This window comes from Neisseria sp. P0020.S003, assembly GCF_051957095.1.
Lineage (GTDB): Bacteria > Pseudomonadota > Gammaproteobacteria > Burkholderiales > Neisseriaceae > Neisseria > Neisseria subflava.
In genome coordinates, this window is the sequence record NZ_JBQCWU010000001.1 from 294,527 (window position 1) to 313,533 (window position 19,007).

A 19,007-nucleotide genomic window follows, 5' to 3' on the forward strand; every position below is an offset into this window, starting at 1 on the left:
TAAAGGGGGTTAAAAGAGTTCATGGGATGGTTGCTTATCCAAATCAGTACAAATAAATTGCAGGTTTTTGTTGTATGCAGGCAAAGGCCAGTTTTTACATACTTCATCTGCACCAACTTTCTCAATCAGCCAATAGACCAACAAAGCTGCTGGCTGACTGAAAAAATACATTTCTTTAGCATTTTCTTTTATCCGATTGGCAATATATTTCTTCTCATTCAAAAGTGAACGGATGTCAGAAAGAATACTTGATTGGGAAATGCTGGATTGAAATGTTTCTAGAAAAATCATATTGGTTTTTTTATCAACTTTAGGAATAAGCCCTATTTCCTCTTGATAAAGCTGTGATAATTGGGGAAGAAGTTCTTCTTGTGGTTGATTTGCTTCTTTCAAAATTGCCAGAGTACGACTAAATAAGTCATCTGTAGTTTCCATCAAAGCCATGCTTTTTGCGACTTCGCGTTCTGCTTGCTTTGGAACATTACCGTCTGGTTTGTAGATATTGTCATGAACTAGCTCTGCATAAGCATGTTGGAGTAAAGAACGAACCTGAACTTCACAGCACAAATCAGCAGGGATGCTGACATTTTCGGGTGTAATGAATGCTTGTTTAGGACGAATCTCGTAATGTTTGGATTGATAGTCAAATGCTTTGGGATTTTGCTGAATTTCATCTGCAAAATCTTTCGAAACTTTAGCATCCCACTGAGATGAGGATTCAATGATTTCACAAACTATTTGAATATGTTCCGCAAGCAATACCACAAAACGTACGCCGACCAAGTCAGTCATTTGAGTTTGAGGTGAAGTGTAATTTTTTCGGCCAATCTTGGCTAGAGCTGAAGAAATCTCTTTGACTCTAGGCTTTGCTTCAATTTTTAGAAAATTGGTAACCGGAACAGGAGAAATGACATTGGATAATTGATTTTGAATTTCTTCAGCCACAAATCTACCCCAAGCGGCAAATGCCGCTTGGTGGCTTTCTAAATAGCTTTTGAAATCATCAATATCACTCATTTTTGTTGTTGTAACTGTCCTTTAATTGTGACAACAGTATATCCCCCATCTTCTGTTGGAGCAATTTCCATATAGTCTTGAGTATGCTCGGGAGGAGTCAAGATAACTACACCGTTACTAAATCCATAAGACCTCCGTTTGCGTAAACGAGTTTTAATATATTCAATATCCTTACTTACAGCATTTTGAGGAAAATCCTTAGCTATCATAAATTCTGTATAAGCTGTTCGTTTTTCTTGAGGTAAATGATTTTGGGCAAAATTATTTACACTAATGGTTGCTTCCGCACTTTTCAATGTAACGCGCAATGCTTCATGCGCATCCAATTTTGCATCATCACTTAAATCAGAGTTATCGATAAAATTGCGTGTCCACTCAAAAAAATTCTGCGTCAATTTACGGGAAGAAGCAGCTATATTCATACCCAAGAATACTTGATAGAAATAGGAAGCTGCCGGTCTAGTTTCCGTTTGTGTCATCAGATGGTCATACAAAAAAGCTCGATAATTCTCAGATTGTATTTGCTCTAGCGGCCTTACTGTTTCAGCCACCAAAAAACCTATCTTGAATAATCTTGCTGAATCGGTCAGTAATAATTCTTCTAAGAATTCAATCGTGATAAAGTCATCCTCTTCTTGGGTTCGGAATCCATCTTGAGGTTCAGCCTTAATTACACATAAAAACGGCTTATCGGTATCTCCAACCCTACCTTTTAAAACCAACAAAATACCACCCGGTGCATTTGTATTCAGTTGTGCATCGGTCAACATGTGGGCAAATTGTGCGGAATCCTCAATAAACTCTGCTTCCTCTTTGAGTTGTATGGCTGCAGCTATCTGAAAAAAACTATTTTCAGCCGTATTGGCAATAGACATTTCAATGCCATGAGATTTATTACCCAAAGCTTTGGTCAGCCTGTTTTCCAATGTTCTTCTTGCCGTAATAGGCAAATCAATCAACTGTGTACTGATTTTAGGTTCTACACGCTCTCTATTTTCATTTTTCGGATAAATACGATGGGTAATAATTTTTTCAATTGTTAAACCCTCAAAAGAATAGCTCGCTGTTTCAGTCATAATTTCCCTTTCTGTTTCAATCAAGCCGTCTGAAACCCTTTCGACGGCCTTACTTATCGGTCTATTTGTTTTCAGCTGGCTCTGCAAACATCATCACCGGCATGTTGCCGCTGACGAAAATGCCATATTTCACGCCGTTTTCGACAAAGCTTTTATTGACGTTGGCAGTGCTGTCTTTTTCGGCTTGCTTGGCAAATTCGTTGATAGCGTCTCCGGCCATTTTGATAATTTTGCCGCCGACAGTTTTGTTGCCGTCATCGCCATCGGCCGCACTCAGCATTAAGGCAGCTGAGCTGAAGTTTTTCAGGTTTTCGGCGGCATCTTCGTTTGCACCTACGGTGGCGGTAATGCTGGTCAATTTGCCGGTGGCCGGGTCGGAGGCGATATTGCCGACCAAGTTGTCATTAATTGGCAGCATGACCGTCAATCGGGCGGCATTGGCATCGCCTTCGGGTTTCATGCTGGCAGGGATTTTGGCAAAACCGAAACCGGCCGATTCGAAATCTTCATCGACCCTTTTGCGGAAGGTATCCCAATCAAGATTTAAGGTTAACACCGGCGCGGCAGGTTGAACCGCCAAAGCCTGTGTGGTTGCTTGCTCGGCAGTTGCTTCAGGCTGGCCACCACACGCAGACAAAGCAAAAGCAGCGGCGATTAATAAAGTGAGTGTTTTCATTTTTGTCCTTTGTTAGCTCAGGTCTTTTGAGATTTGGATCACTTGTCCGATGACCTGAATATCGGGGTAGTTTTTAATGCGCTTTAAAATGCAGGGCCGCTTCAATTGCTTAATATCCGTTTCAGAACACCAGCGCAGCCAAAATGCCGGAGTGTCCTAAATGCCGTCTGAAAATTTCAGACGGCATTTTTTTCTTTATCGGCCAGAGTTGACAATATTTGTGCGAAGCGTTGTAAAGCGTGGCGGTCGGCTGTTTCCAATTTTCTGAAAATATCCAGCAAATCCTGCTCTTCAGGAGTGGCGGTCAGTTTTTGAAGCTGTTGGCCGTAGCGGTGTACGGAAGACCTACCGATTTCATAACCCTGATGTTTCAACCATTCGCTGTGTTGTGTGTAGCCGCTAAAACGGCTTTTCCGAATCTCATCATCAAGCTGCCTGCGGACATCATCGGGCAGCATTTCTACCGCACTGCGTTTCCCCATTATCCGTTGCTCACTTTACTAGGCGCAGTTTGGGCTTTTTTCTCTGCCCTGCGCGCAACCATCAGAATCATTTCACGGTCGGCAGCTGCCGCTTCGCGGAACAAGGCCAGCAGCTCCTGCTCTTCTTTGTTTAATTTTTCAGATGGCATTTTTACTGATTTTTCTCGCCGTCCAGTCAAGATATAGCCCCAATCAGCATTTAATTCCGGATGTTCAAATGCTGCTGCGCGTACTGCATCTACTGGTATCGAGTCGCGTTTTTTTCGAATTGAGAACGCTTTCGGCTCTAGTCCTAAAAATTCAGCGACATCCTTATCCTTTTTTAAATCAAGCTCTTGCTTAATTCTTTCTAAAAAACCCACAAAAAGCATACAAAATCTCTTGAAATAATCTACAAAAGTAGATTAATATTCTGTTCATGGAGCGCACTAGTAAATATCTGGTGCATAAATAGTTCACTATTTTATCACAATGAGAAAGGGCTATCTATGGCTATAACTATTGAAAAATTAAAAGAAAATTTTGCCAAAAACGGCCAGACGCTGGCGCAGTGGGCAAGAGAGAACGGCTTTAAGCCGCGCGATGTGTATCTGGTGGTCGGCGGACAGCGCAAAGGCAATTACGGCAAGGGGCACGAAATTGCCAAGAAACTGGGACTGAAATAAGGAGGATACGGATGGCGACCAGTAAAAAGGGCTGCCGGGTGTTGAAGGTCTTTAAGGCATTGGAGGGACATCCGATTATCGGCATCAGCAACAAGGAAATTTCAGACGGCCTCGGTATTTCGCCGGTACATGTCAGCCGGGACTTGGAAGACCTGATTGCGGAGGGTTTGGTGGTCAAGCTGGATAACGGCAATTTTGCGTACAGCATTAAAACCTTGCAAATCGCGGAACGTTTCAGACAGCAACAAGAACGTTTGACTGCACGTTTGCAGGAAATTGAACAACGAGTTTATTAAATGCGACGACGTCGTCGCATTTGCAGGAGACAAAAATGGAAGTATTAGGACACGCAGTTGGCGCAACAGCAAACGAACTGGCAATACACAGCATGGCGGTTATGGATCGTTTTTCAAATGGCGAGGCTTACAACGAGGCTGTTTGGATTGAACGTGGACGTTTTGCGGTACGCCAAACAATGGAAGGTATGTTTGAGCTGGGTCGCGCACTCATCATCATCAAAGAGCATACGCCGCATGGCCGTTTTGCTGAGATTGCCGAGAAAGAGTTTGGCTTAGGCCGCCGTGAATCGCAACGTTTGATGAATGCCACGCTGCGCTTTATCGACCCAAAAATGAAACAGGCGCAGCCACAGCTGATGAAACTTGGAAAGTCCAAACTGCTGGAGCTGCTGGTGGAAGATGACGACACCTTGCTGGAGTTTGCCGAAGGCGGCGAAATCAACGGTAATACGCTTGATGATGTCGACCGCATGACTGTTAAGGAGTTACGTGTCGCCTTGCGCGAGAGCCGCGAAACGGCTGAAGCGAAAGACAAGGTCATTGCCGACAAGAACAAGAAGGTCGACGAGCTGGCCGAAAAGCTGGCTAAGAAGCAAACCGGTGTAAGAGAGCCGAAGGCGGAAGATGTGGGCAGTGAATTGACGATGCAGTTATCCAGCCTTGAGGTCGGTATCCGCAGTCAAGTGAGCCGTCTGAAAGATTTGTTTGACCAACTTAATGCGCACAGTGAGGCACATGGGATCAGCCATCAGGCAAAAATGGTCGGGGCGTTGAATCAGATTATTTTGGATTGCAACGGCATCCGCGAGAGCTACGCTCTACCGATGGAAGCCCCTCAAGATGAGACGCCGGAGTGGTTGGGAGAATAGATCATGAACGCCGGATTGGTAGAAAGACTGACTGAAATCGAGGCTCAAGCCGCTTTGCTTGGACGGGGAGAACGGTCGGAGTATCTGAAACGGTCGGCACAGGATTTAGGGGTATCGCTCGCTACGCTCTATCGGAAATTGGAGTCTGTGAGTGTTAAGCCAAGCCGAAAACGGCGAAGCGATGCCGGTAAAACGGAACTGAAGCTGGAAGAAGCCAAACTGATTTCGGCTGTACTGGTGGAGGCCATGAGGCGCAACGGCAAGCGGTTGATGTCGGTGCGGCAGGCGGTGGAAATGCTGCGCGCCAACGGCAAAATCGAGGCGGCGCGGATTGATGAGGAAACCGGCGAAGTGCTGCCTCTATCGGAAAGCACCATTATCCGCGCCCTGCGTGAATACAAGTTGCACCCCGACCAGCTTTTGCAGCCTGACCCCGTCAGCCGCATGAAATCGGAACACCCGAACCATTGTTGGCAAATCGACCCGAGTTTGTGCGTTTTGTATTACCTGCCACGTCAGGGCAAGGATACGGGGCTGCGGGTGATGAAGGAAGAGGAGTTTTATAAAAACAAGCCGAAAAACGTCGTCAAAATCGAAAACGACCGCGTCTGGCGGTACACGGGGACAGACCATGCCTCCGGCACGATTGCGGTGCGTTATTACTTCGGCGGCGAGACCAGCGCGAACCTTTGCGACTTTTTTATTTACATGATGCAGCAAAAGGCAGACCCGTTAAAAGACCCGTTTCGCGGCGTACCGCGCATGGTCATGCTTGACCCGGGAAGTGCGAATACGTCGTCTGCTTTTAAAACGCTGTGCAAGTCGCTTGATGTGCGTGTGCAGATCAATAAACCCGGTAACCCCCGTGCCAAAGGTCAGGTAGAGAAAGCCAATGACATTGTGGAAACATCTTTTGAAAGCGGTTTGCGCTTTACCGAGGTGCACGATATCGACCAACTGAATGCCCTGGCAGAGCGTTGGATGCGTTACTACAACGGTACGCAAAAGCACAGTCGCCACGGCATGACCCGCTATCAGGCCTGGAACAAAATCAAACCCGAGCAGCTCATCCTGCCGCCGCCTGCGGATTATTGCCGAGAGCTTGCCATCAGCGCGCCGAAAGAGGCGAAAGTCTCGGCGGATTTGGAAATCCGCTTCGGCGGACGGGTATATAGCGTGAAAGGCATCAAGGGGATTTTGGTCGGTCAGAAGGTTTTGGTCGGTAAGAATCCTTGGGAGGTAAACGGGGCGCGGGTCGCCACTTATGACGAGGAGGGTAATGAGGTTTGGGTATCCGTACCCGAAGTGGTGTTTAACGAGATGGGCTTCCGCTCCGATGCGGTAGTCATCGGGGCGGAATACAAAGCCCCTGCCGATACGGACGCGCAACAGCATCGCAAAGAGCTGGACAAGCTGGCGATGGGGTCGGAAACGCTGGAGGCGGCAGCCGCCAAACGCAAAGGCAAAGCAGTCCCATTCGGCGGCGAAATCGACCCGTACAAACATCAGGAAAATACGCTTGCCGCGCGAAATACGCTCTTTATGCCCAAACAGGGACAGCAGATGGCGTACAACCGGATGGAGGTCTCTGAGCAGGTATTGAGCAAGGTCGAAATCGCCAAACGCTTAAAACCCCGCGTCGAGGCAGACGGCGGCGACTGGAAACAGGCGATGGCGGTCATCCTCAAGCACTACCCGGAAGGCGTGGTCGAGAGCAAATTGGACGAGGTTTACGACAGGCTTAAGACGATGGGTCGTCTGAAACTGCATAAAACCGGTTAGGCAAATGCGACGACGTCGTCGCATTTGAAAAAAGGGAAAGCATGAAACAGACCTTTAAGCAAATCGGCAAATCCTATGCCGCCGCGGCAGCCGAAATCGGATGCAGCAAGCCGATGCTAGTGGCGGTAGTCAATCACGGGCAATGGCCGAAAAAAAACGCAGCCGAGCTGCGAAGGAAATTGAAACAATTTTTTGAAACGAATGGTGCGGAAATCCCAGCGAGCCTGAGAAACGAGCCGGAAGCCGCACCTGCCCAAGCAACTTACGAAGACAAGGACAATGAGATGTTACTACGAAAAGCAACTTTAAACCAAGCGGCAAAACAACATTTTAGCCTATTCCGCGATCCGTTTAATGACGAAATCCAGTCTGCGGACGATGTGTATATGACACCGGATGTGCGCTATGTGCGCGAGGCGATGTTTCAGACGGCCTGCCACGGCGGTTTTGTGGCGGTGGTCGGTGAAAGCGGCGCGGGTAAATCTACACTGCGCGAAGACCTGCAAGACCGTATCAACCGCGAAGGCCGACAAATCATCCTGATCGAGCCTTATGTCTTGGCAATGGAAGACAACGACCAAAAAGGCAAAACGCTTAAGGCGGTACATATTGCCGAGGCAATTTTGGAGGCGGTGTCGCCGGGAACCAGTCCTAAACGCAGCCCGGAAGCACGTTTTAGACAAATCCACCGCGCTTTGGCAGAAAGCGCGAAAGCAGGCAACAAACACCTGCTTTTGATTGAGGAGGCGCACGGTCTGCCGCTGCCGACCCTGAAACACCTGAAACGCTTTTTTGAGCTGAAAAACGGGTTTGAACGCCTGCTCGGGATTGTCTTAATCGGTCAGACGGAGTTGGCGCAAAAACTTAGCGAAAACAATCCTGCGGTGCGCGAGGTGGTGCAACGCTGCGAGGTGGTCACACTCTTGCCGCTGACCGACGGCAAACTAGAAGGCTATCTCAAGCACAAATTTGACCGCGTCAATGCGGACATGGCGAAGATTTTAGACCAAAGCGCGATTGATGCGGTTGCCGAGCGTCTGACAGTCAAAAGCCGCACGAGTAAGGGATTGGAAACCAACAGCCTGCTCTATCCGCTGGCGGTCAACAACTTGGTGGCTGCAGCGATGAATCAGGCGGCGGAACTTGGTTTTGAGATGGTTGACGGCGATGTGGTACGGGGGGTGTGAGATGGATAACAAATTCGGAAAAATTATTGACCCCAATCACTTGCTGCTCTCATTTAGACAACAGGTAGCTACCGGGAAAGTCGGCAGCATGGAATACACGATGGAAATCTCTGTGGGATGTGAGCCGATGGTCGTCAGTAAAGCTACTGGGAAGCGGTTTGTATTGACTTGGCAGGACATAGTGGAGTTAGCCGTCCTGGCCGGTATCGACGAATCGGAAGAGTCTGAAAAATAAAGGGGAAATAATGAAAAAATATGAAATCGAATTTGCCATTGTAATTGTGCTGCTGTCCATCGTCGTAGCCATACAGGCAATGCTGACCGAGCCTTGCCGCCAAAAACAGCCTATGCAGATCAACGTCTATGACAGGGGGCAGTACAAATGAGGGGGTTATGGATACTGACCGCCATGCTTGCCGCCTGCCAGCCGGTCGCGGCAACGGCAGATCAAAGAGATGCTCTGGAAGCCGATAAAAACTGGGAAGCGGTTTATGGCGGGATGAGCGAGACAGACAAAATAACAGGCGTAGTTTTGGAGCCTGCGGGAGCGGAAAAATGAACAGGGATTACAGCAAAATCAAAGTATCGGTTTGGCGCGAGAAAGGCGGACATCTTGTCACTGAGCTGACAACGGTGTCGGGTAAGTTTGTGATGATGTATGTGTCATCTCGGCTATCGGATGAAATTGAGGATGTGGTTCAGACGGCATTGCGGTGTTTGAGCCGTAAGGATTTGGAGGCGGCGCGATGAAAGTACGCTGCCCCACCTGCGGCGCGGTGATGAGCTTGGATGTCTTAATCGCCCATGACGATGCCCGTGAAGCCCTGATTGCCCTGACCGGCATTTCAGACGACCTTTTTAAGGCGGTATTGCGGTATCTGACGCTGTTTCGCCCCGCCGAAAAGGATTTAAGTTTTAACCGGGTTTCAAAGCTTATTGGCGAGATTGCGCCGATGATACGGGAGGGCGAAATCGTCCGTAATCGTAAAACTTACCCGGCTCCGCGTGAGGCTTGGATTTGGGCGGCAACACGATGCCTTGAGGCACGGGACGCAGGAAAGCTGACGCCGCCGCTGACCAGCCACGGTTATTTGTTGGAAAACATTACGTTTTGGTCGCCTGAAAAGACGGCGGGAACGGCGGTTTTGCCCTCTCCCCAACCCTCTCCCGCAGGAGAGGTGGCAAACACCAAATTGAGGAGCGGGTTGGGCGGTTTGATGGAGTGGTCAAATGGAGGCGAACAATAACTGGCTTAAAAAAGCAATCGCGCAGGGTTTTATGATGCTCGCCGCCCTAAACCTCAAAGGCCGCCCTGCCTCGGCGGATTTGACGGCAGTCGCCGAACTTTGGTTGGGCATACTGAGCGGCCGGTCGTGGCAACCGGAACAGGACGGAATCAGGATACAGGCAGCCTTTAGGGCTATCGCGGCATCCTCGTCAGAGTGGCCAAACCCTGCCGACCTTATCAAACACCTGCCGCCGCCCGAAATCAGAATGGTGCCGAGGCTGGAAAAGAAGCACCAGCCGACGGAATACGGCAAGGCGCAGTCCGCCGAGCTGAAAAAGATTGTCGGCAGATTGAAAAACGCACCCTGCATGAACAGGGATTGGATACACGGGCCGAGGCACCGGTCGGTGGACGAATGTCAAAGGATTTATGCCGAAAGGCAGAAAGGTAAAGAAATGAATGATTGGAAAAATCTAAACGATGAACTCCCGTGTATCGGGTGGATTTGCGACGTACTACTACCCGATGGAACGATCATCGAGAACGTGGAGGCAGTAGAAGTTGATGACGATAACGCTTTTATGCCCGAAGTTGGTTTTAAAAAATACCCCGAGGCCACGCATTTTCGAAAATCAAAATGAAAGGGAAACAAATGAACATTGATAAAACCCAATACAAACAGGATGCCAAAGGTAATCTCGTGCCGCTGGCCAATATTAAAGAAATCGACCTGCTGCGCGATGAGCTGGTGCAGGAAATCGCCGCCAAAGCCCGCGCGGTACAGGATAAACTGATGGCGTTCAAACGCGAGGCGATGGACGATATTGCAGCGTTTGTACAGTTGAGTGCCGACCGCTATGACGTGAATGTCGGCGGTAAGAAAGGCAATATCAGCCTGCACAGCTTTGACGGCGCATACCGCGTCAACCTTGCCATGCAGGACACGCTGGTATTTGACGAGGGATTGATTGCCGCCAAAGCCCTGATTGACGAGTGCATCAACGAATGGACGGAAGGCAGCCGCACGGAATTGAAAACACTGATTAACGCGGCGTTTCAGGTGGATAAAGAAGGCAATATCAGCACCGCCCGCGTACTTGGTCTGCGCCGCCTGCAAATCACGGATGAAAAATGGCAACGGGCGATGGATGCGCTCTCCGACAGTTTGCAGGTGCATATCAGCAAGCCGTTTGTGCGGGTGTATCAGCGCGGCGAGGATGGGGAGTATCAGTTGATGAATTTGGATGTGGCGAAGGTGTGAAAATGGCGACGGTAAATATCCTCATCAGCGATCAGTCGGGCGGCCTGTTTGTCAAGCTGACTTCGGACGAACCGATGCCGAAGGATGATGAAGACGGTGGCAGCATCGCCCAAAGTGCAGGCCTTTTGTGTCTGGCCATCCTTAACCGAGAAATTCGACAGGTAACCGGCAAAGAGCTGGAGTTAGCCAATATCCAATAAACCGCGCGGCACGGTCTGCCGCATTTAAATCTTAAATAGGAGTCAAAAAGTGAATAAATCTGAATTAATCCAAGCCATCGCCGATGAGGCGGAATTGAACAAACGCGATGCGGCAGAATTTGTCGATGCGTTTGTCAGCGTGGTAACGCAGGCGATGAAGGACGGCAAAGACGTTACGTTGGTCGGCTTCGGCTCGTTCCACACCGCCCAATCTGCCGAGCGTAAAGGCCGCAATCCGAAAACGGGCGAACCGCTGACCATCGCTGCACGTAAAACGCCTAAATTCCGCCCTGGAAAGGCGTTGAAAAAAGCAGTTAATCCATAGCCAGGCTATAAAAAAAGGCCGTCTGAAAGTTTCAGACAGCCTTTTTTATTTGCCAAATGACTACCGGCAAATGTAGAATCAGGCATAATATATTGATTTATTTAAATATATGAAACAGCGTTTCAGTATGTGAAAAGAAAGGATTAGCATGGAAACGGCAAAAGCGAAAAAACAGCGTTTAATCCGTCTGATTCACGTCGGTAAAACGCAGTTGATGATGGCCGATAGCGAGTACCGTACGCTATTGGCCAATATTTCGCGCGGGAAAACGAGCAGCACTAAGTTGTCGGTCGATGAGTTAGAACTGGTGGTAACGGCTCTGAAGGCGCGTGGTTTTGTAGTAACGACAAAAGCGCAGGCTAAAAGTGACAAGCCGGATATTAAAGTCCGGCCTGCCCATCCTGCGGTTGATGGCCAAATTAAAAAAATACGTGCGTTATGGCTTGGGCTACACGGTATCGGTGCAGTAAGAAATCCGTCCGAGCTGGCTTTGGGTAGGTTTGTAAAGCGTATGGTCGGCGTTGATTATCATGGCTGGCTTGATATTGATAATGCACAGAAGGTCATTGAACACTTGAAACAATGGTTGTTACGCGAGGAAAGAAAACTGGAGGTGCTAAGTGGCTGATGAACGCGTACCCGAGCTGGTGACCGATTTAGAAGACCAAATGTCTGCCTGTTTATGTTCTGAGCTGCCGATGTTGGATAAAACTCAGGCGAAGGTGGTAAGTAAGAAGGTGGCAAGATTCATTACGGACAACTGGGGAGGCCAATTGATTTATATCCCGAAGAACCATATCGGCAAGGTATCGGAAAGAGACCAACAGGTATATCGGGAATTTAATGGTAAGAATCATGCGGCGTTAAGTAAGAAATTTGATTTAACTGTTCAACAAATCTATCGCATTGTGAAAGCAGTCGGAGATGCGGAAAGGTCGAAAAGACAGACTGATTTGTTTGGATAAGTCTCGTAATAAAACGGAATGGCGGTCAGGTTTTATCCTGACCGCTTTTATATTGCGTTTCTCGTCTTGGTCGGGGGTTTGCCTACCTTGAGCTATAAACTCGCTAAAAATGCCGTTTTTGCGCATTTTGAGTAAAACATGTTTTAAACCGCATTAAAAGCCGTTTCAGACGGCCTTTGTCAAAATAGCCTCATCAATCCGATGGGGCTTTTTTTGTGAAAAAGTTGTTTGAAATTTTTAAATCCGGCACGCGTACTGACAATAACGGCCGAAAAGTGACGATTACCGATGCGGATGTGGCTCAGGCAGCTGCTGCATATGATCCAAAGCTGCATGAAGCACCGCTGGTTATCGGCCATCCGAAGACCGATGCTCCGGCCTATGGCTGGGTGGGCAGTTTGCAAGCCGATGGTGGTGTGCTGTCGGCCGATTTTGCGCAAATGGACGATGATTTTATTGGCTTGGTGAAAGACGGCCGCTACAAAAAGGTGTCAGCGAGCTTCTATCCGCCCGACAGCCCGAGCAATCCGAAGCCAGGCTCTTGGTATCTGCGCCATGTCGGTTTTCTCGGTGCGCAACCACCTGCGGTAAAAGGTTTATCCGCCATTAATTTTGCTGAAGACGATGAGTATGTCGAGTTTTCCGAATATGCACACCGCCGCACGGCCTCGATTTTCCGTCGTCTGCGTGAGTGGTTGATTGAGCAGTACGACGCGGCCACCGCCGATAAAGTCGTTGCTGATTGGGAAATTCGCGACATTGAAGAATCGGCAGACTGGCAGCCCGAACCGCCCACACCGGCATTTGCCGACCCTGTAACCCCAAACGAATCTCAAACCCATGAAAACAAGGAGACCTCTATGTCGCCCGAAGAACAACTGGCAGCCGAAAAAGCCGCCCGTGAACAAGCCGAAGCTAAGGCAGCCGCTGCGGAAGCAGAGTTGAAACGCTTGCAAGACGAGCAAGACCAAGCCTTGCGTGAAGGTCAACATGAACAGAATGCCGAATTTGCCGAAGCCTTGGTAAAAGAAGGCCGTCTGAAACCCGCTGATAAGGATTTGGTGGTGCAGGTATTGGACTTCGCAGAATACCCCGAACATACCAGCGTCGATTTTGGCGAAGGCAGCACCATTGGCGAAGCGTTGCGCCAGTTTTTGCGCAACCTGCCGGAAGTATTGCCAAGCGGCCACTATGCCAAAGGGACTACTCCTATGGCCGCCGCTGGACTGCCAGCCGATTTTGCCGAAGCGGCTAATCCTGATGCGCTGAGCCATCACGAACGTGCTGTGGCTTTGGCAGCCAAAGAAGGCATCAGCTACGAAGAAGCGGCACGCCGTACCGCCGTTTAACCTAAAAGCGACGATGTTGTCGCATTTCAATTTGAAAGGATGAACGATGAGTTCTCATTTGCGCCGCCTGCGCGGTCAGGTCGATCCAGTTTTAACCAATCTGGCAGTCGGTTATAAAAACGCGGAATTTATTGCCGAGAAAATTTTCCCTCAAGTATTCACTGATAAAGAAGGCGTACAGGTGCCGGTGTTCGGTAAAGGCTCTTTTGTCGAATACGACACCAAGCGTGCCGTCGGCGCAGCGTCTAACGTGATTACTTTGGATGCTCCGAACTATCTGCCGATTGTGTTGGAAGAACACGATTTAGCGATTGGCGTGGATTACCGTGAGCAAGCGGAATCGTTGTTTAACGAGCAAGCCAAAGCTACCCGTCGCGCTACCAAGGGTGTGCAACTGCGACAAGAAATCGAAACGGCTGCTTTGCTGCAGGCGAAATCTGCTTATCAGAGTGGCCACACTAAAGATTTGGCGGCCACGAAAAAGTGGAGTGCCGATGATTCAGACCCGTTGGCCGATATTGAAAGTGCACGTGAAACCGTCCGTGCAGCTTGCGGTGTGCGCCCCGGTGTATTGGTAGTAGGTGCCAGCGTGTTGTCTCAACTCAAGCGCAATAAGGCTCTCCTCGCCTCTCTGTCCGCCAATGACCGTAAATCTCTGTTGACTGTCGAGCAGTTGAAAAACCTGCTGGAACTGGATGACATCATTGTCGGTCAGGCTGTTTCATCTGTTGCAACCGGCAAACCCACCAAGGATGTTTGGGGTAAATTTGCCAGCTTGATTGTTCGCCCCGATTTGGTTTCAGACGGTAATGACGAAGGCGAACCTGCATTCGGCTATACCATCCGCCGCCGCGGCATGCCTGTGGTCGACCGTTATGAAGAAGTTGGTGGCAAAGTCGAATATGCCCGTTATACCGATATCCGCAAAGCGGCTGTGGTGGGCAGTGCGTGCGGTTTCTTATTTGAAAACGCAGTAGATTAATTGACAAGGCCGTCTGGAGTGCCTAGACGGCTAGGGAGAAAAAATATGAGCTTAAAGATTACACCTCAAGAAATCGAAAACAAGATTGATAAGGCTGATTATCACCGTGTGGGTGAGACAACTGCAATCGTTTGCTCGTTGACCCTGAAATCAGGTTTTGTCGTGATTGGTAAGGCAGCTTGTTTTAGCCACGATATTTTTGACGAACAGATGGGCTGTGAATTGGCATACCAAGATGCTATTCGCCATCTGTGGGAATTGGAAGCTTATCGTTTGAAAGAAAATGCAGTTATGCAGAAAGTAGAGGTTTAAATGGCTCAAACCAAACAAGTGGTACTGGTAACTACTATTACCGCAACAGGCGCGATTGTGAAAAACCGCTTTGTTAATTTTAAAGGCGCACAGGCTAAAGCCGGCGAGACCGTTTTGGGTGTTGCTCCATATGATGTTGAAACTGGTGATACTGCTGCAGTCGATGTGGTCGGTATTGCTGTTGTCGAATCAGGTGGCGCAGTGGCTATCGGTGCGGAAGTAGGCGCAGACGCACAAGGCTGTGCAGTATCCTGGGCGTCAAAAATTGCCGGTACGGCTCTGACTGCTGCAACCGCCGCAGGTGAAACTGTTCGTGTATTGTTGAAAGGTTAATCATGGCTAAGGTTTATATCGCAAACACTGCATTGATTCTTGAAGACGAAGCCGGTAAGCAATTCCGTGTGGAAGCAGGCGAAGCTATTGAGCTGACACCTGAACAATACGAATCAGTGGCCGCTCATGTGATGCCGACGGCAACTACAGGCGAAGAGCTGGATGCACAACAGGCAGAAGCTCAAGAGAAAACGCCGTCTAAATCTACTCCAACTAAAGAGCCTGAGTCTCAAACCAAAACGCAACGCAAAACAAAGGCGGACGCGTAATGTACTACATCAACGCCGAGAATATGCTCAAGGCTATGAGTAAGCCGGAATTGGTGCAGTTGACCAATGATGAGCCGCGTGCGGCTGAGCCGGATATGGCGGTAGTGGATGAAGCCATCCGCTATGCCAGCGACTTGGTTGACGGCTATTTGCGTGGGCGCTATCCGCTGCCTCTCAAGTCGGTGCCGACGGTGTTGCCGCCATTGTGTATCAACATTGCCCGCCATTTCCTGCACTCGCGCCGCATCAATCGGGCGGATTTTCCGAAGACGTTGGAGACTGCCTACAACGCGACTCTGAAAACGTTGGAAGCCATCCGCGACGGCAAAATCCATATCGGCGTTGATACTTTGGACAAAGAGGCGCAGCCGGAGCCAGGTGCGTATCACACGCGTGGCGGTTCGCGTATTGACATGACGGGGTATTGATTGTGAGTGCGACACGTCCTGTTATTGACGCGGTAGTTGAGCATTTGCAGACGGCCATTCCATGGGTCATCGTGGAAGCGTTTCCCGAAAGGCCGTCTGAATACCAGTTTATCCACCCGACCGGTGCGATTTTGGTTGGCTACGGTGGCAGTAAGTTCACTGATTTGGAACATTTGGGCAACATTGCCCAGCAGCGCGACATGACGCTGGTGTTAACCGTTATCGGCAGCAATCTGCACGGCGATGAAGGCACGCTGGCGATTTTAGACGAAGCCCGGTTGGCGATTGTCGGCTTCCGCCCTCCAAACTGTCTGCCGTGTCATTTATTGCAAGAGCGTTTTTTAAACGAAGATGCCGGTGCATGGCAGTATGAGCTGACCATTCAGACGGAAACTCAACAAGTCGAAGTGTGTAAGCCCAATACCAATCCCTTGCTCATTAAGGTGCATGGCCGATTGCATGGAAATGCATTAAACCCTGATTTAAAAACTAAGGAGAATTCATAATGGCAGCAGCCTATCATCATGGTACGGAGACCATCCGTATTGACGGTGGTTCTAATCCTGTCTATACCGTTGACGGTGCGATTACGGCTATTGTCGGTACTGCACCAGTCGGTGCAGTCAACGAATTGACTGTGTGTCAAACCAAGAAAGACTTTGCACAATTTGGCGGTGAGCTGACCGGTAAAGGCTTTACTTTGCCTGACGCGGCCAATATTTGGACACGTTATGCTTCTGGTGTGGCTTATGTGATTAACGTGTGCGATCCCGCACGCCATAAGACCCAAGTACAGAACGAAGTATTGACCGTCGACAGCAATACCTTGACGGCCTATACCGCCAAACCTGCACTGCTTGCCGGTTATGCCCTGACTGACGGGGCAGCCGCACTGACCGAAGGCCAGCACTACACCATCAACACGCTAACCGGCGAGATTGTGTATAAAACCAAACCGACCGCCCCGAAAATCAGTTACAGCTACGTCGACCCGACCAAAGTAACAGAGGCTGACATCATTGGTGCATATGTCGCGGCTACCGGAAAGCGCACGGGCTTGGAGCTGCTCTCAGAAGGCTACAATCGCCAAGGCGCAGATGCCAAAATCATTATTGTGCCGAAGTACGACAAAACGGCTACCGTTGCCGCCAAAATGATTACCGTGGCCGACAACCTGAATGCAATTGCCTATATCAACGCACCTGAAGGCACGACCTTGAGCAAAGCTCTCGAAGGCCGTGGGCCATTGGGTACGATTAATTTTCAGACATCAAGCGACCGTGCCGAGCTGTTTTTCCCGCATGTGATCGGTCTACTGGGTATAGAATCACTGGCTACCCACGCTGCCGGTCTGCGCATGAAGACTGATGTTGAGCAGGGTTATTGGTTCAGCAAATCCAACCGCGAACTCTTGGGTGTAACCGGCGTGGAAATCGGTCTGACTGCTCGCGCCGACGACCCGCAGTCCGAAACCAACCGCCTCAACGAAAAAGGCATTACGACTGTCTTCAATTCCTACGGTACAGGCTATCGTATGTGGGGTAACCGCCTTGCCTGTTTCCCAACTACTTCTCACATCAAGAACTTTGAGGTAGCCCAACGTACCGGCGACTTGATTGACGAGTCCATCCGTCGCGCCGAGCTGCAATATGTCGACCGCCCGATTGATGAAGCCTTGCTCGACAGCCTGCTGGAAACCGTCCGTACCTACATGAGTACGTTGCCGTCCATCGTCGGTTTCTCTCTGAGTTTGGACTACGACTACGATTTGGTCGACGCATTCAGCAAAGGTCAAGTCCCCATCGTTTATGAATACACGCCGAAAATTCCGGCCGAACGCCTGACCAATACTTCGGTAATGACCCGAAAATATCTGGCCAACTTGGTCAGCGGCAATTAAGGAGCTGAAACATGGCGCAATTAAATGCAATTTACAATGCCAACGTCTATATCGACGGCAACAATCTACTGGGCAAGGCGGCAGAAATTACCGCGCCTGAAGTCGAGTTCACTATGGATGAAGTCACCGGCTTGGGTCTTTTCGGTACGATCAAGCTGCCAAGCGGCATGGAGGCTTTGGAATCCGAAATCAAATGGAACAGCTTTTATCCCGAAGTGGCCGCACGCAGCAAGAATCCGTTTAAAGCGGTGCAGCTGATGATTCGTTCCAACCTGCAAACATTCGATGCAGCAGGTTTGCAGAAAGAAGTGCCGATGGTCACTACCATGACCGGCACATTCGGCAAAGATGCGTTGGGTGGTTTTAAACCAAAAGAAAAGGCAGAGTTTCCCAGCACCTTCCAGGTAAATGAAGTACGCCAAGTCGCTGATGGCCGAGAGCTCTTCTACTACAACTCCTTCAATAATATTCTGCGCGTCGACGGCGTAGATATATTGGCACAGATGCGTAAAAACATCGGCGCATAAGTATTAAAACACATTAAAAGCCGGTTCAGACGGCCTTTGGCAGAATTGCTGTATCTTTCTTGGGTACAGCAATTTTTTATTGATTTTCAAAAGGATTAAATGATGACTGAAGCGCAAAAACTGCAAGAAAACTTGGGTGCAACCAAAACCGTAAAGCTGAAATATCCTGTACGTTTAGCGACGGGCGAAACCCTGACCGAACTGAAACTGCGCCGTCCGCGTGTGGGTGATTTGCGTGCTGTGGCGCACTTGAGCAGCGATGCCGAACAGGAGTTGACGATTTTCGCGCGCATCACAGGTTTGGTACCTGAAGATTTGGACGAGCTTGATTTGTATGATTACAAACAGGTGCAAGACTGGTTTCGTCGCTCACAAGAAGACGAAGCCGCTGCTGAGTAATAAAGAAGCAGATGAGCAGCTTTTGAAGGCTGTTGCCGATTTGGCTTGGTGGTTTGGCTGGAGTGTGAAAGAGGTGTATGCCTTGCCGCTTGATGAGTTTGAAGACTGGCAAAAAGAAGCAGCCCGCCAAATCAAGGCGGGCTACGGAAGAATCGGAGGTATTTAAGAAGTCAGTTTGTCTTTGATGAAGACACATCCAGCGACCAAGCCACCAACGGCCAAACTGATAAGTAGAACTGGTAATCCGCCAAGTAGCAAATAAAGTACAACGGCAGCAGTTAAGACAACAATCAGTGGCACTATCAATTCAATGATAGGCGCAGATGAATAAGCGACTACTGTAAAGGCTACTGCAGTCAAATACAAAACAAAGCAGGCATTAAAAGTAGTATCGCTGACGTGATTGAAAATTTGTTCGTATTTTTTAGTTGCGTACATAGCCCTCTCCTTAACGCTTATATCATAAAGGTTGGTAA

At 49.2% G+C, this 19,007-nt stretch carries 33 protein-coding genes; 27 read left to right on the forward strand and 6 right to left on the reverse strand.

What is annotated here, in order from left to right:
- Positions 1-9 precede the first annotated feature (9 nt).
- The 5 genes from ACTHTQ_RS01495 to ACTHTQ_RS01515 form a co-directional block, all read right to left on the reverse strand.
- Positions 10-1,017 carry a GTP pyrophosphokinase gene (locus tag ACTHTQ_RS01495; RefSeq protein ID WP_440362853.1) on the reverse strand — a complete coding sequence of 336 codons (1,008 nt, stop codon included), beginning with the start codon at positions 1,015-1,017 and terminating at the stop codon, positions 10-12.
- Entirely contained in the window at positions 1,014-2,093 is a 1,080-nt protein-coding gene (locus tag ACTHTQ_RS01500; RefSeq protein WP_440362854.1) for a nucleoid-associated protein, read from the reverse strand. Before ACTHTQ_RS01500 ends, ACTHTQ_RS01495 begins: the two co-directional genes overlap by 4 nt.
- Positions 2,094-2,154: 61 nt before the next feature.
- Complete coding sequence (locus tag ACTHTQ_RS01505) at positions 2,155-2,769, reverse strand: hypothetical protein (RefSeq protein ID WP_440362855.1); 615 nt, start codon at positions 2,767-2,769, stop codon at positions 2,155-2,157.
- A gap of 176 nt (positions 2,770-2,945) precedes the next feature.
- Positions 2,946-3,251 carry a phage protein Gp27 family protein gene (locus ACTHTQ_RS01510; protein WP_440362856.1) on the reverse strand — a complete coding sequence of 102 codons (306 nt, stop codon included), beginning with the start codon at positions 3,249-3,251 and terminating at the stop codon, positions 2,946-2,948.
- A complete protein-coding gene (locus ACTHTQ_RS01515) occupies positions 3,251-3,622 on the reverse strand; it encodes a helix-turn-helix domain-containing protein (RefSeq protein WP_440362857.1) in 372 nt (123 codons plus the stop codon). Before ACTHTQ_RS01515 ends, ACTHTQ_RS01510 begins: the two co-directional genes overlap by 1 nt.
- A 117-nt stretch (positions 3,623-3,739) precedes the next feature.
- On the opposite strand from ACTHTQ_RS01515, the gene ACTHTQ_RS01520 reads away from it, so the two are divergent.
- The 27 genes from ACTHTQ_RS01520 (at position 3,740) to ACTHTQ_RS01650 (ending at position 18,697) form a co-directional block, all read left to right on the forward strand.
- On the forward strand, positions 3,740-3,916 hold the full coding sequence (locus ACTHTQ_RS01520) for a DNA-binding protein (protein ID WP_074897824.1): 177 nt from the start codon (positions 3,740-3,742) through the stop codon (positions 3,914-3,916).
- Between the two features lie 11 nt (positions 3,917-3,927).
- The gene (locus ACTHTQ_RS01525; protein WP_440362858.1) at positions 3,928-4,212 is read left to right on the forward strand and encodes a DNA-binding protein; all 285 of its coding nucleotides are present in this window, start codon (positions 3,928-3,930) and stop codon (positions 4,210-4,212) included.
- A 35-nt stretch (positions 4,213-4,247) separates the two neighbouring features.
- A complete protein-coding gene (locus tag ACTHTQ_RS01530; protein WP_049322375.1) occupies positions 4,248-5,084 on the forward strand; it encodes a hypothetical protein in 837 nt (278 codons plus the stop codon).
- Between the two features lie 3 nt (positions 5,085-5,087).
- Positions 5,088-6,866 carry a transposase gene (locus tag ACTHTQ_RS01535; RefSeq protein WP_440362859.1) on the forward strand — a complete coding sequence of 593 codons (1,779 nt, stop codon included), beginning with the start codon at positions 5,088-5,090 and terminating at the stop codon, positions 6,864-6,866.
- A 41-nt stretch (positions 6,867-6,907) separates the two neighbouring features.
- On the forward strand, positions 6,908-8,053 hold the full coding sequence (locus ACTHTQ_RS01540; RefSeq protein WP_440362860.1) for an ExeA family protein: 1,146 nt from the start codon (positions 6,908-6,910) through the stop codon (positions 8,051-8,053).
- A 1-nt stretch (position 8,054) separates the two neighbouring features.
- Positions 8,055-8,288 (forward strand): hypothetical protein, encoded by a 234-nt coding sequence (locus tag ACTHTQ_RS01545; RefSeq protein WP_440362861.1) that lies wholly within the window; start codon positions 8,055-8,057, stop codon positions 8,286-8,288.
- A gap of 10 nt (positions 8,289-8,298) precedes the next feature.
- Positions 8,299-8,439 carry a hypothetical protein gene (locus tag ACTHTQ_RS01550; protein WP_254321771.1) on the forward strand — a complete coding sequence of 47 codons (141 nt, stop codon included), beginning with the start codon at positions 8,299-8,301 and terminating at the stop codon, positions 8,437-8,439.
- The gene (locus ACTHTQ_RS01555; RefSeq protein ID WP_440362862.1) at positions 8,436-8,612 is read left to right on the forward strand and encodes a hypothetical protein; all 177 of its coding nucleotides are present in this window, start codon (positions 8,436-8,438) and stop codon (positions 8,610-8,612) included. The genes ACTHTQ_RS01550 and ACTHTQ_RS01555 overlap by 4 nt, the downstream gene beginning before the upstream one ends.
- Positions 8,609-8,803 carry a hypothetical protein gene (locus ACTHTQ_RS01560; RefSeq protein ID WP_049351483.1) on the forward strand — a complete coding sequence of 65 codons (195 nt, stop codon included), beginning with the start codon at positions 8,609-8,611 and terminating at the stop codon, positions 8,801-8,803. Before ACTHTQ_RS01555 ends, ACTHTQ_RS01560 begins: the two co-directional genes overlap by 4 nt.
- Complete coding sequence (locus tag ACTHTQ_RS01565) at positions 8,800-9,300, forward strand: hypothetical protein (RefSeq protein ID WP_049351484.1); 501 nt, start codon at positions 8,800-8,802, stop codon at positions 9,298-9,300. The genes ACTHTQ_RS01560 and ACTHTQ_RS01565 overlap by 4 nt, the downstream gene beginning before the upstream one ends.
- Positions 9,284-9,922 carry a hypothetical protein gene (locus ACTHTQ_RS01570; RefSeq protein ID WP_318250525.1) on the forward strand — a complete coding sequence of 213 codons (639 nt, stop codon included), beginning with the start codon at positions 9,284-9,286 and terminating at the stop codon, positions 9,920-9,922. Before ACTHTQ_RS01565 ends, ACTHTQ_RS01570 begins: the two co-directional genes overlap by 17 nt.
- A gap of 11 nt (positions 9,923-9,933) precedes the next feature.
- Entirely contained in the window at positions 9,934-10,542 is a 609-nt protein-coding gene (locus ACTHTQ_RS01575) for a DUF3164 family protein (RefSeq protein ID WP_314052486.1), read from the forward strand.
- Between the two features lie 2 nt (positions 10,543-10,544).
- The gene (locus tag ACTHTQ_RS01580; protein ID WP_254321765.1) at positions 10,545-10,742 is read left to right on the forward strand and encodes a hypothetical protein; all 198 of its coding nucleotides are present in this window, start codon (positions 10,545-10,547) and stop codon (positions 10,740-10,742) included.
- 49 nt (positions 10,743-10,791) lie between these two features.
- Positions 10,792-11,067 (forward strand): HU family DNA-binding protein, encoded by a 276-nt coding sequence (locus tag ACTHTQ_RS01585; RefSeq protein ID WP_254321764.1) that lies wholly within the window; start codon positions 10,792-10,794, stop codon positions 11,065-11,067.
- 148 nt (positions 11,068-11,215) lie between these two features.
- Positions 11,216-11,695 carry a gp16 family protein gene (locus tag ACTHTQ_RS01590; RefSeq protein ID WP_440362863.1) on the forward strand — a complete coding sequence of 160 codons (480 nt, stop codon included), beginning with the start codon at positions 11,216-11,218 and terminating at the stop codon, positions 11,693-11,695.
- Complete coding sequence (locus ACTHTQ_RS01595; protein WP_079453739.1) at positions 11,688-12,032, forward strand: Mor transcription activator family protein; 345 nt, start codon at positions 11,688-11,690, stop codon at positions 12,030-12,032. Before ACTHTQ_RS01590 ends, ACTHTQ_RS01595 begins: the two co-directional genes overlap by 8 nt.
- 215 nt (positions 12,033-12,247) lie before the next feature.
- Positions 12,248-13,381: a 2-oxoacid:acceptor oxidoreductase gene (locus tag ACTHTQ_RS01600; protein WP_440362864.1), complete on the forward strand. Its 1,134-nt coding sequence runs from the start codon at positions 12,248-12,250 to the stop codon at positions 13,379-13,381.
- A 46-nt stretch (positions 13,382-13,427) separates the two neighbouring features.
- Positions 13,428-14,363, forward strand: coding sequence for a hypothetical protein (locus ACTHTQ_RS01605; RefSeq protein ID WP_440362865.1), 936 nt, complete (start codon positions 13,428-13,430; stop codon positions 14,361-14,363).
- A gap of 45 nt (positions 14,364-14,408) precedes the next feature.
- Positions 14,409-14,675, forward strand: coding sequence for a Gp49 family protein (locus tag ACTHTQ_RS01610; protein WP_049322387.1), 267 nt, complete (start codon positions 14,409-14,411; stop codon positions 14,673-14,675).
- A complete protein-coding gene (locus ACTHTQ_RS01615) occupies positions 14,676-15,008 on the forward strand; it encodes a capsid cement protein (RefSeq protein ID WP_440362866.1) in 333 nt (110 codons plus the stop codon).
- A 2-nt stretch (positions 15,009-15,010) separates the two neighbouring features.
- Positions 15,011-15,277, forward strand: coding sequence for a hypothetical protein (locus tag ACTHTQ_RS01620; RefSeq protein ID WP_440362867.1), 267 nt, complete (start codon positions 15,011-15,013; stop codon positions 15,275-15,277).
- A complete protein-coding gene (locus tag ACTHTQ_RS01625; RefSeq protein ID WP_440362868.1) occupies positions 15,277-15,705 on the forward strand; it encodes a gp436 family protein in 429 nt (142 codons plus the stop codon). The genes ACTHTQ_RS01620 and ACTHTQ_RS01625 overlap by 1 nt, the downstream gene beginning before the upstream one ends.
- Positions 15,706-15,707: 2 nt before the next feature.
- Complete coding sequence (locus tag ACTHTQ_RS01630) at positions 15,708-16,211, forward strand: Gp37 family protein (protein WP_440362869.1); 504 nt, start codon at positions 15,708-15,710, stop codon at positions 16,209-16,211.
- On the forward strand, positions 16,211-17,605 hold the full coding sequence (locus tag ACTHTQ_RS01635) for a phage tail sheath family protein (RefSeq protein ID WP_440362870.1): 1,395 nt from the start codon (positions 16,211-16,213) through the stop codon (positions 17,603-17,605). The genes ACTHTQ_RS01630 and ACTHTQ_RS01635 overlap by 1 nt, the downstream gene beginning before the upstream one ends.
- A gap of 11 nt (positions 17,606-17,616) precedes the next feature.
- The gene (locus ACTHTQ_RS01640) at positions 17,617-18,132 is read left to right on the forward strand and encodes a phage major tail tube protein (RefSeq protein ID WP_440362871.1); all 516 of its coding nucleotides are present in this window, start codon (positions 17,617-17,619) and stop codon (positions 18,130-18,132) included.
- Between the two features lie 102 nt (positions 18,133-18,234).
- A complete protein-coding gene (locus ACTHTQ_RS01645) occupies positions 18,235-18,531 on the forward strand; it encodes a phage tail assembly protein (RefSeq protein ID WP_440362872.1) in 297 nt (98 codons plus the stop codon).
- A 40-nt stretch (positions 18,532-18,571) separates the two neighbouring features.
- On the forward strand, positions 18,572-18,697 hold the full coding sequence (locus ACTHTQ_RS01650; protein WP_440362873.1) for a GpE family phage tail protein: 126 nt from the start codon (positions 18,572-18,574) through the stop codon (positions 18,695-18,697).
- Here the strand turns inward: ACTHTQ_RS01650 and ACTHTQ_RS01655 are convergent.
- Positions 18,694-18,969, reverse strand: a complete 276-nt coding sequence (locus tag ACTHTQ_RS01655) for a hypothetical protein (protein ID WP_254321754.1) — start codon at positions 18,967-18,969, stop codon at positions 18,694-18,696. The genes ACTHTQ_RS01650 and ACTHTQ_RS01655 overlap by 4 nt on opposite strands.
- Positions 18,970-19,007 lie beyond the last annotated feature (38 nt).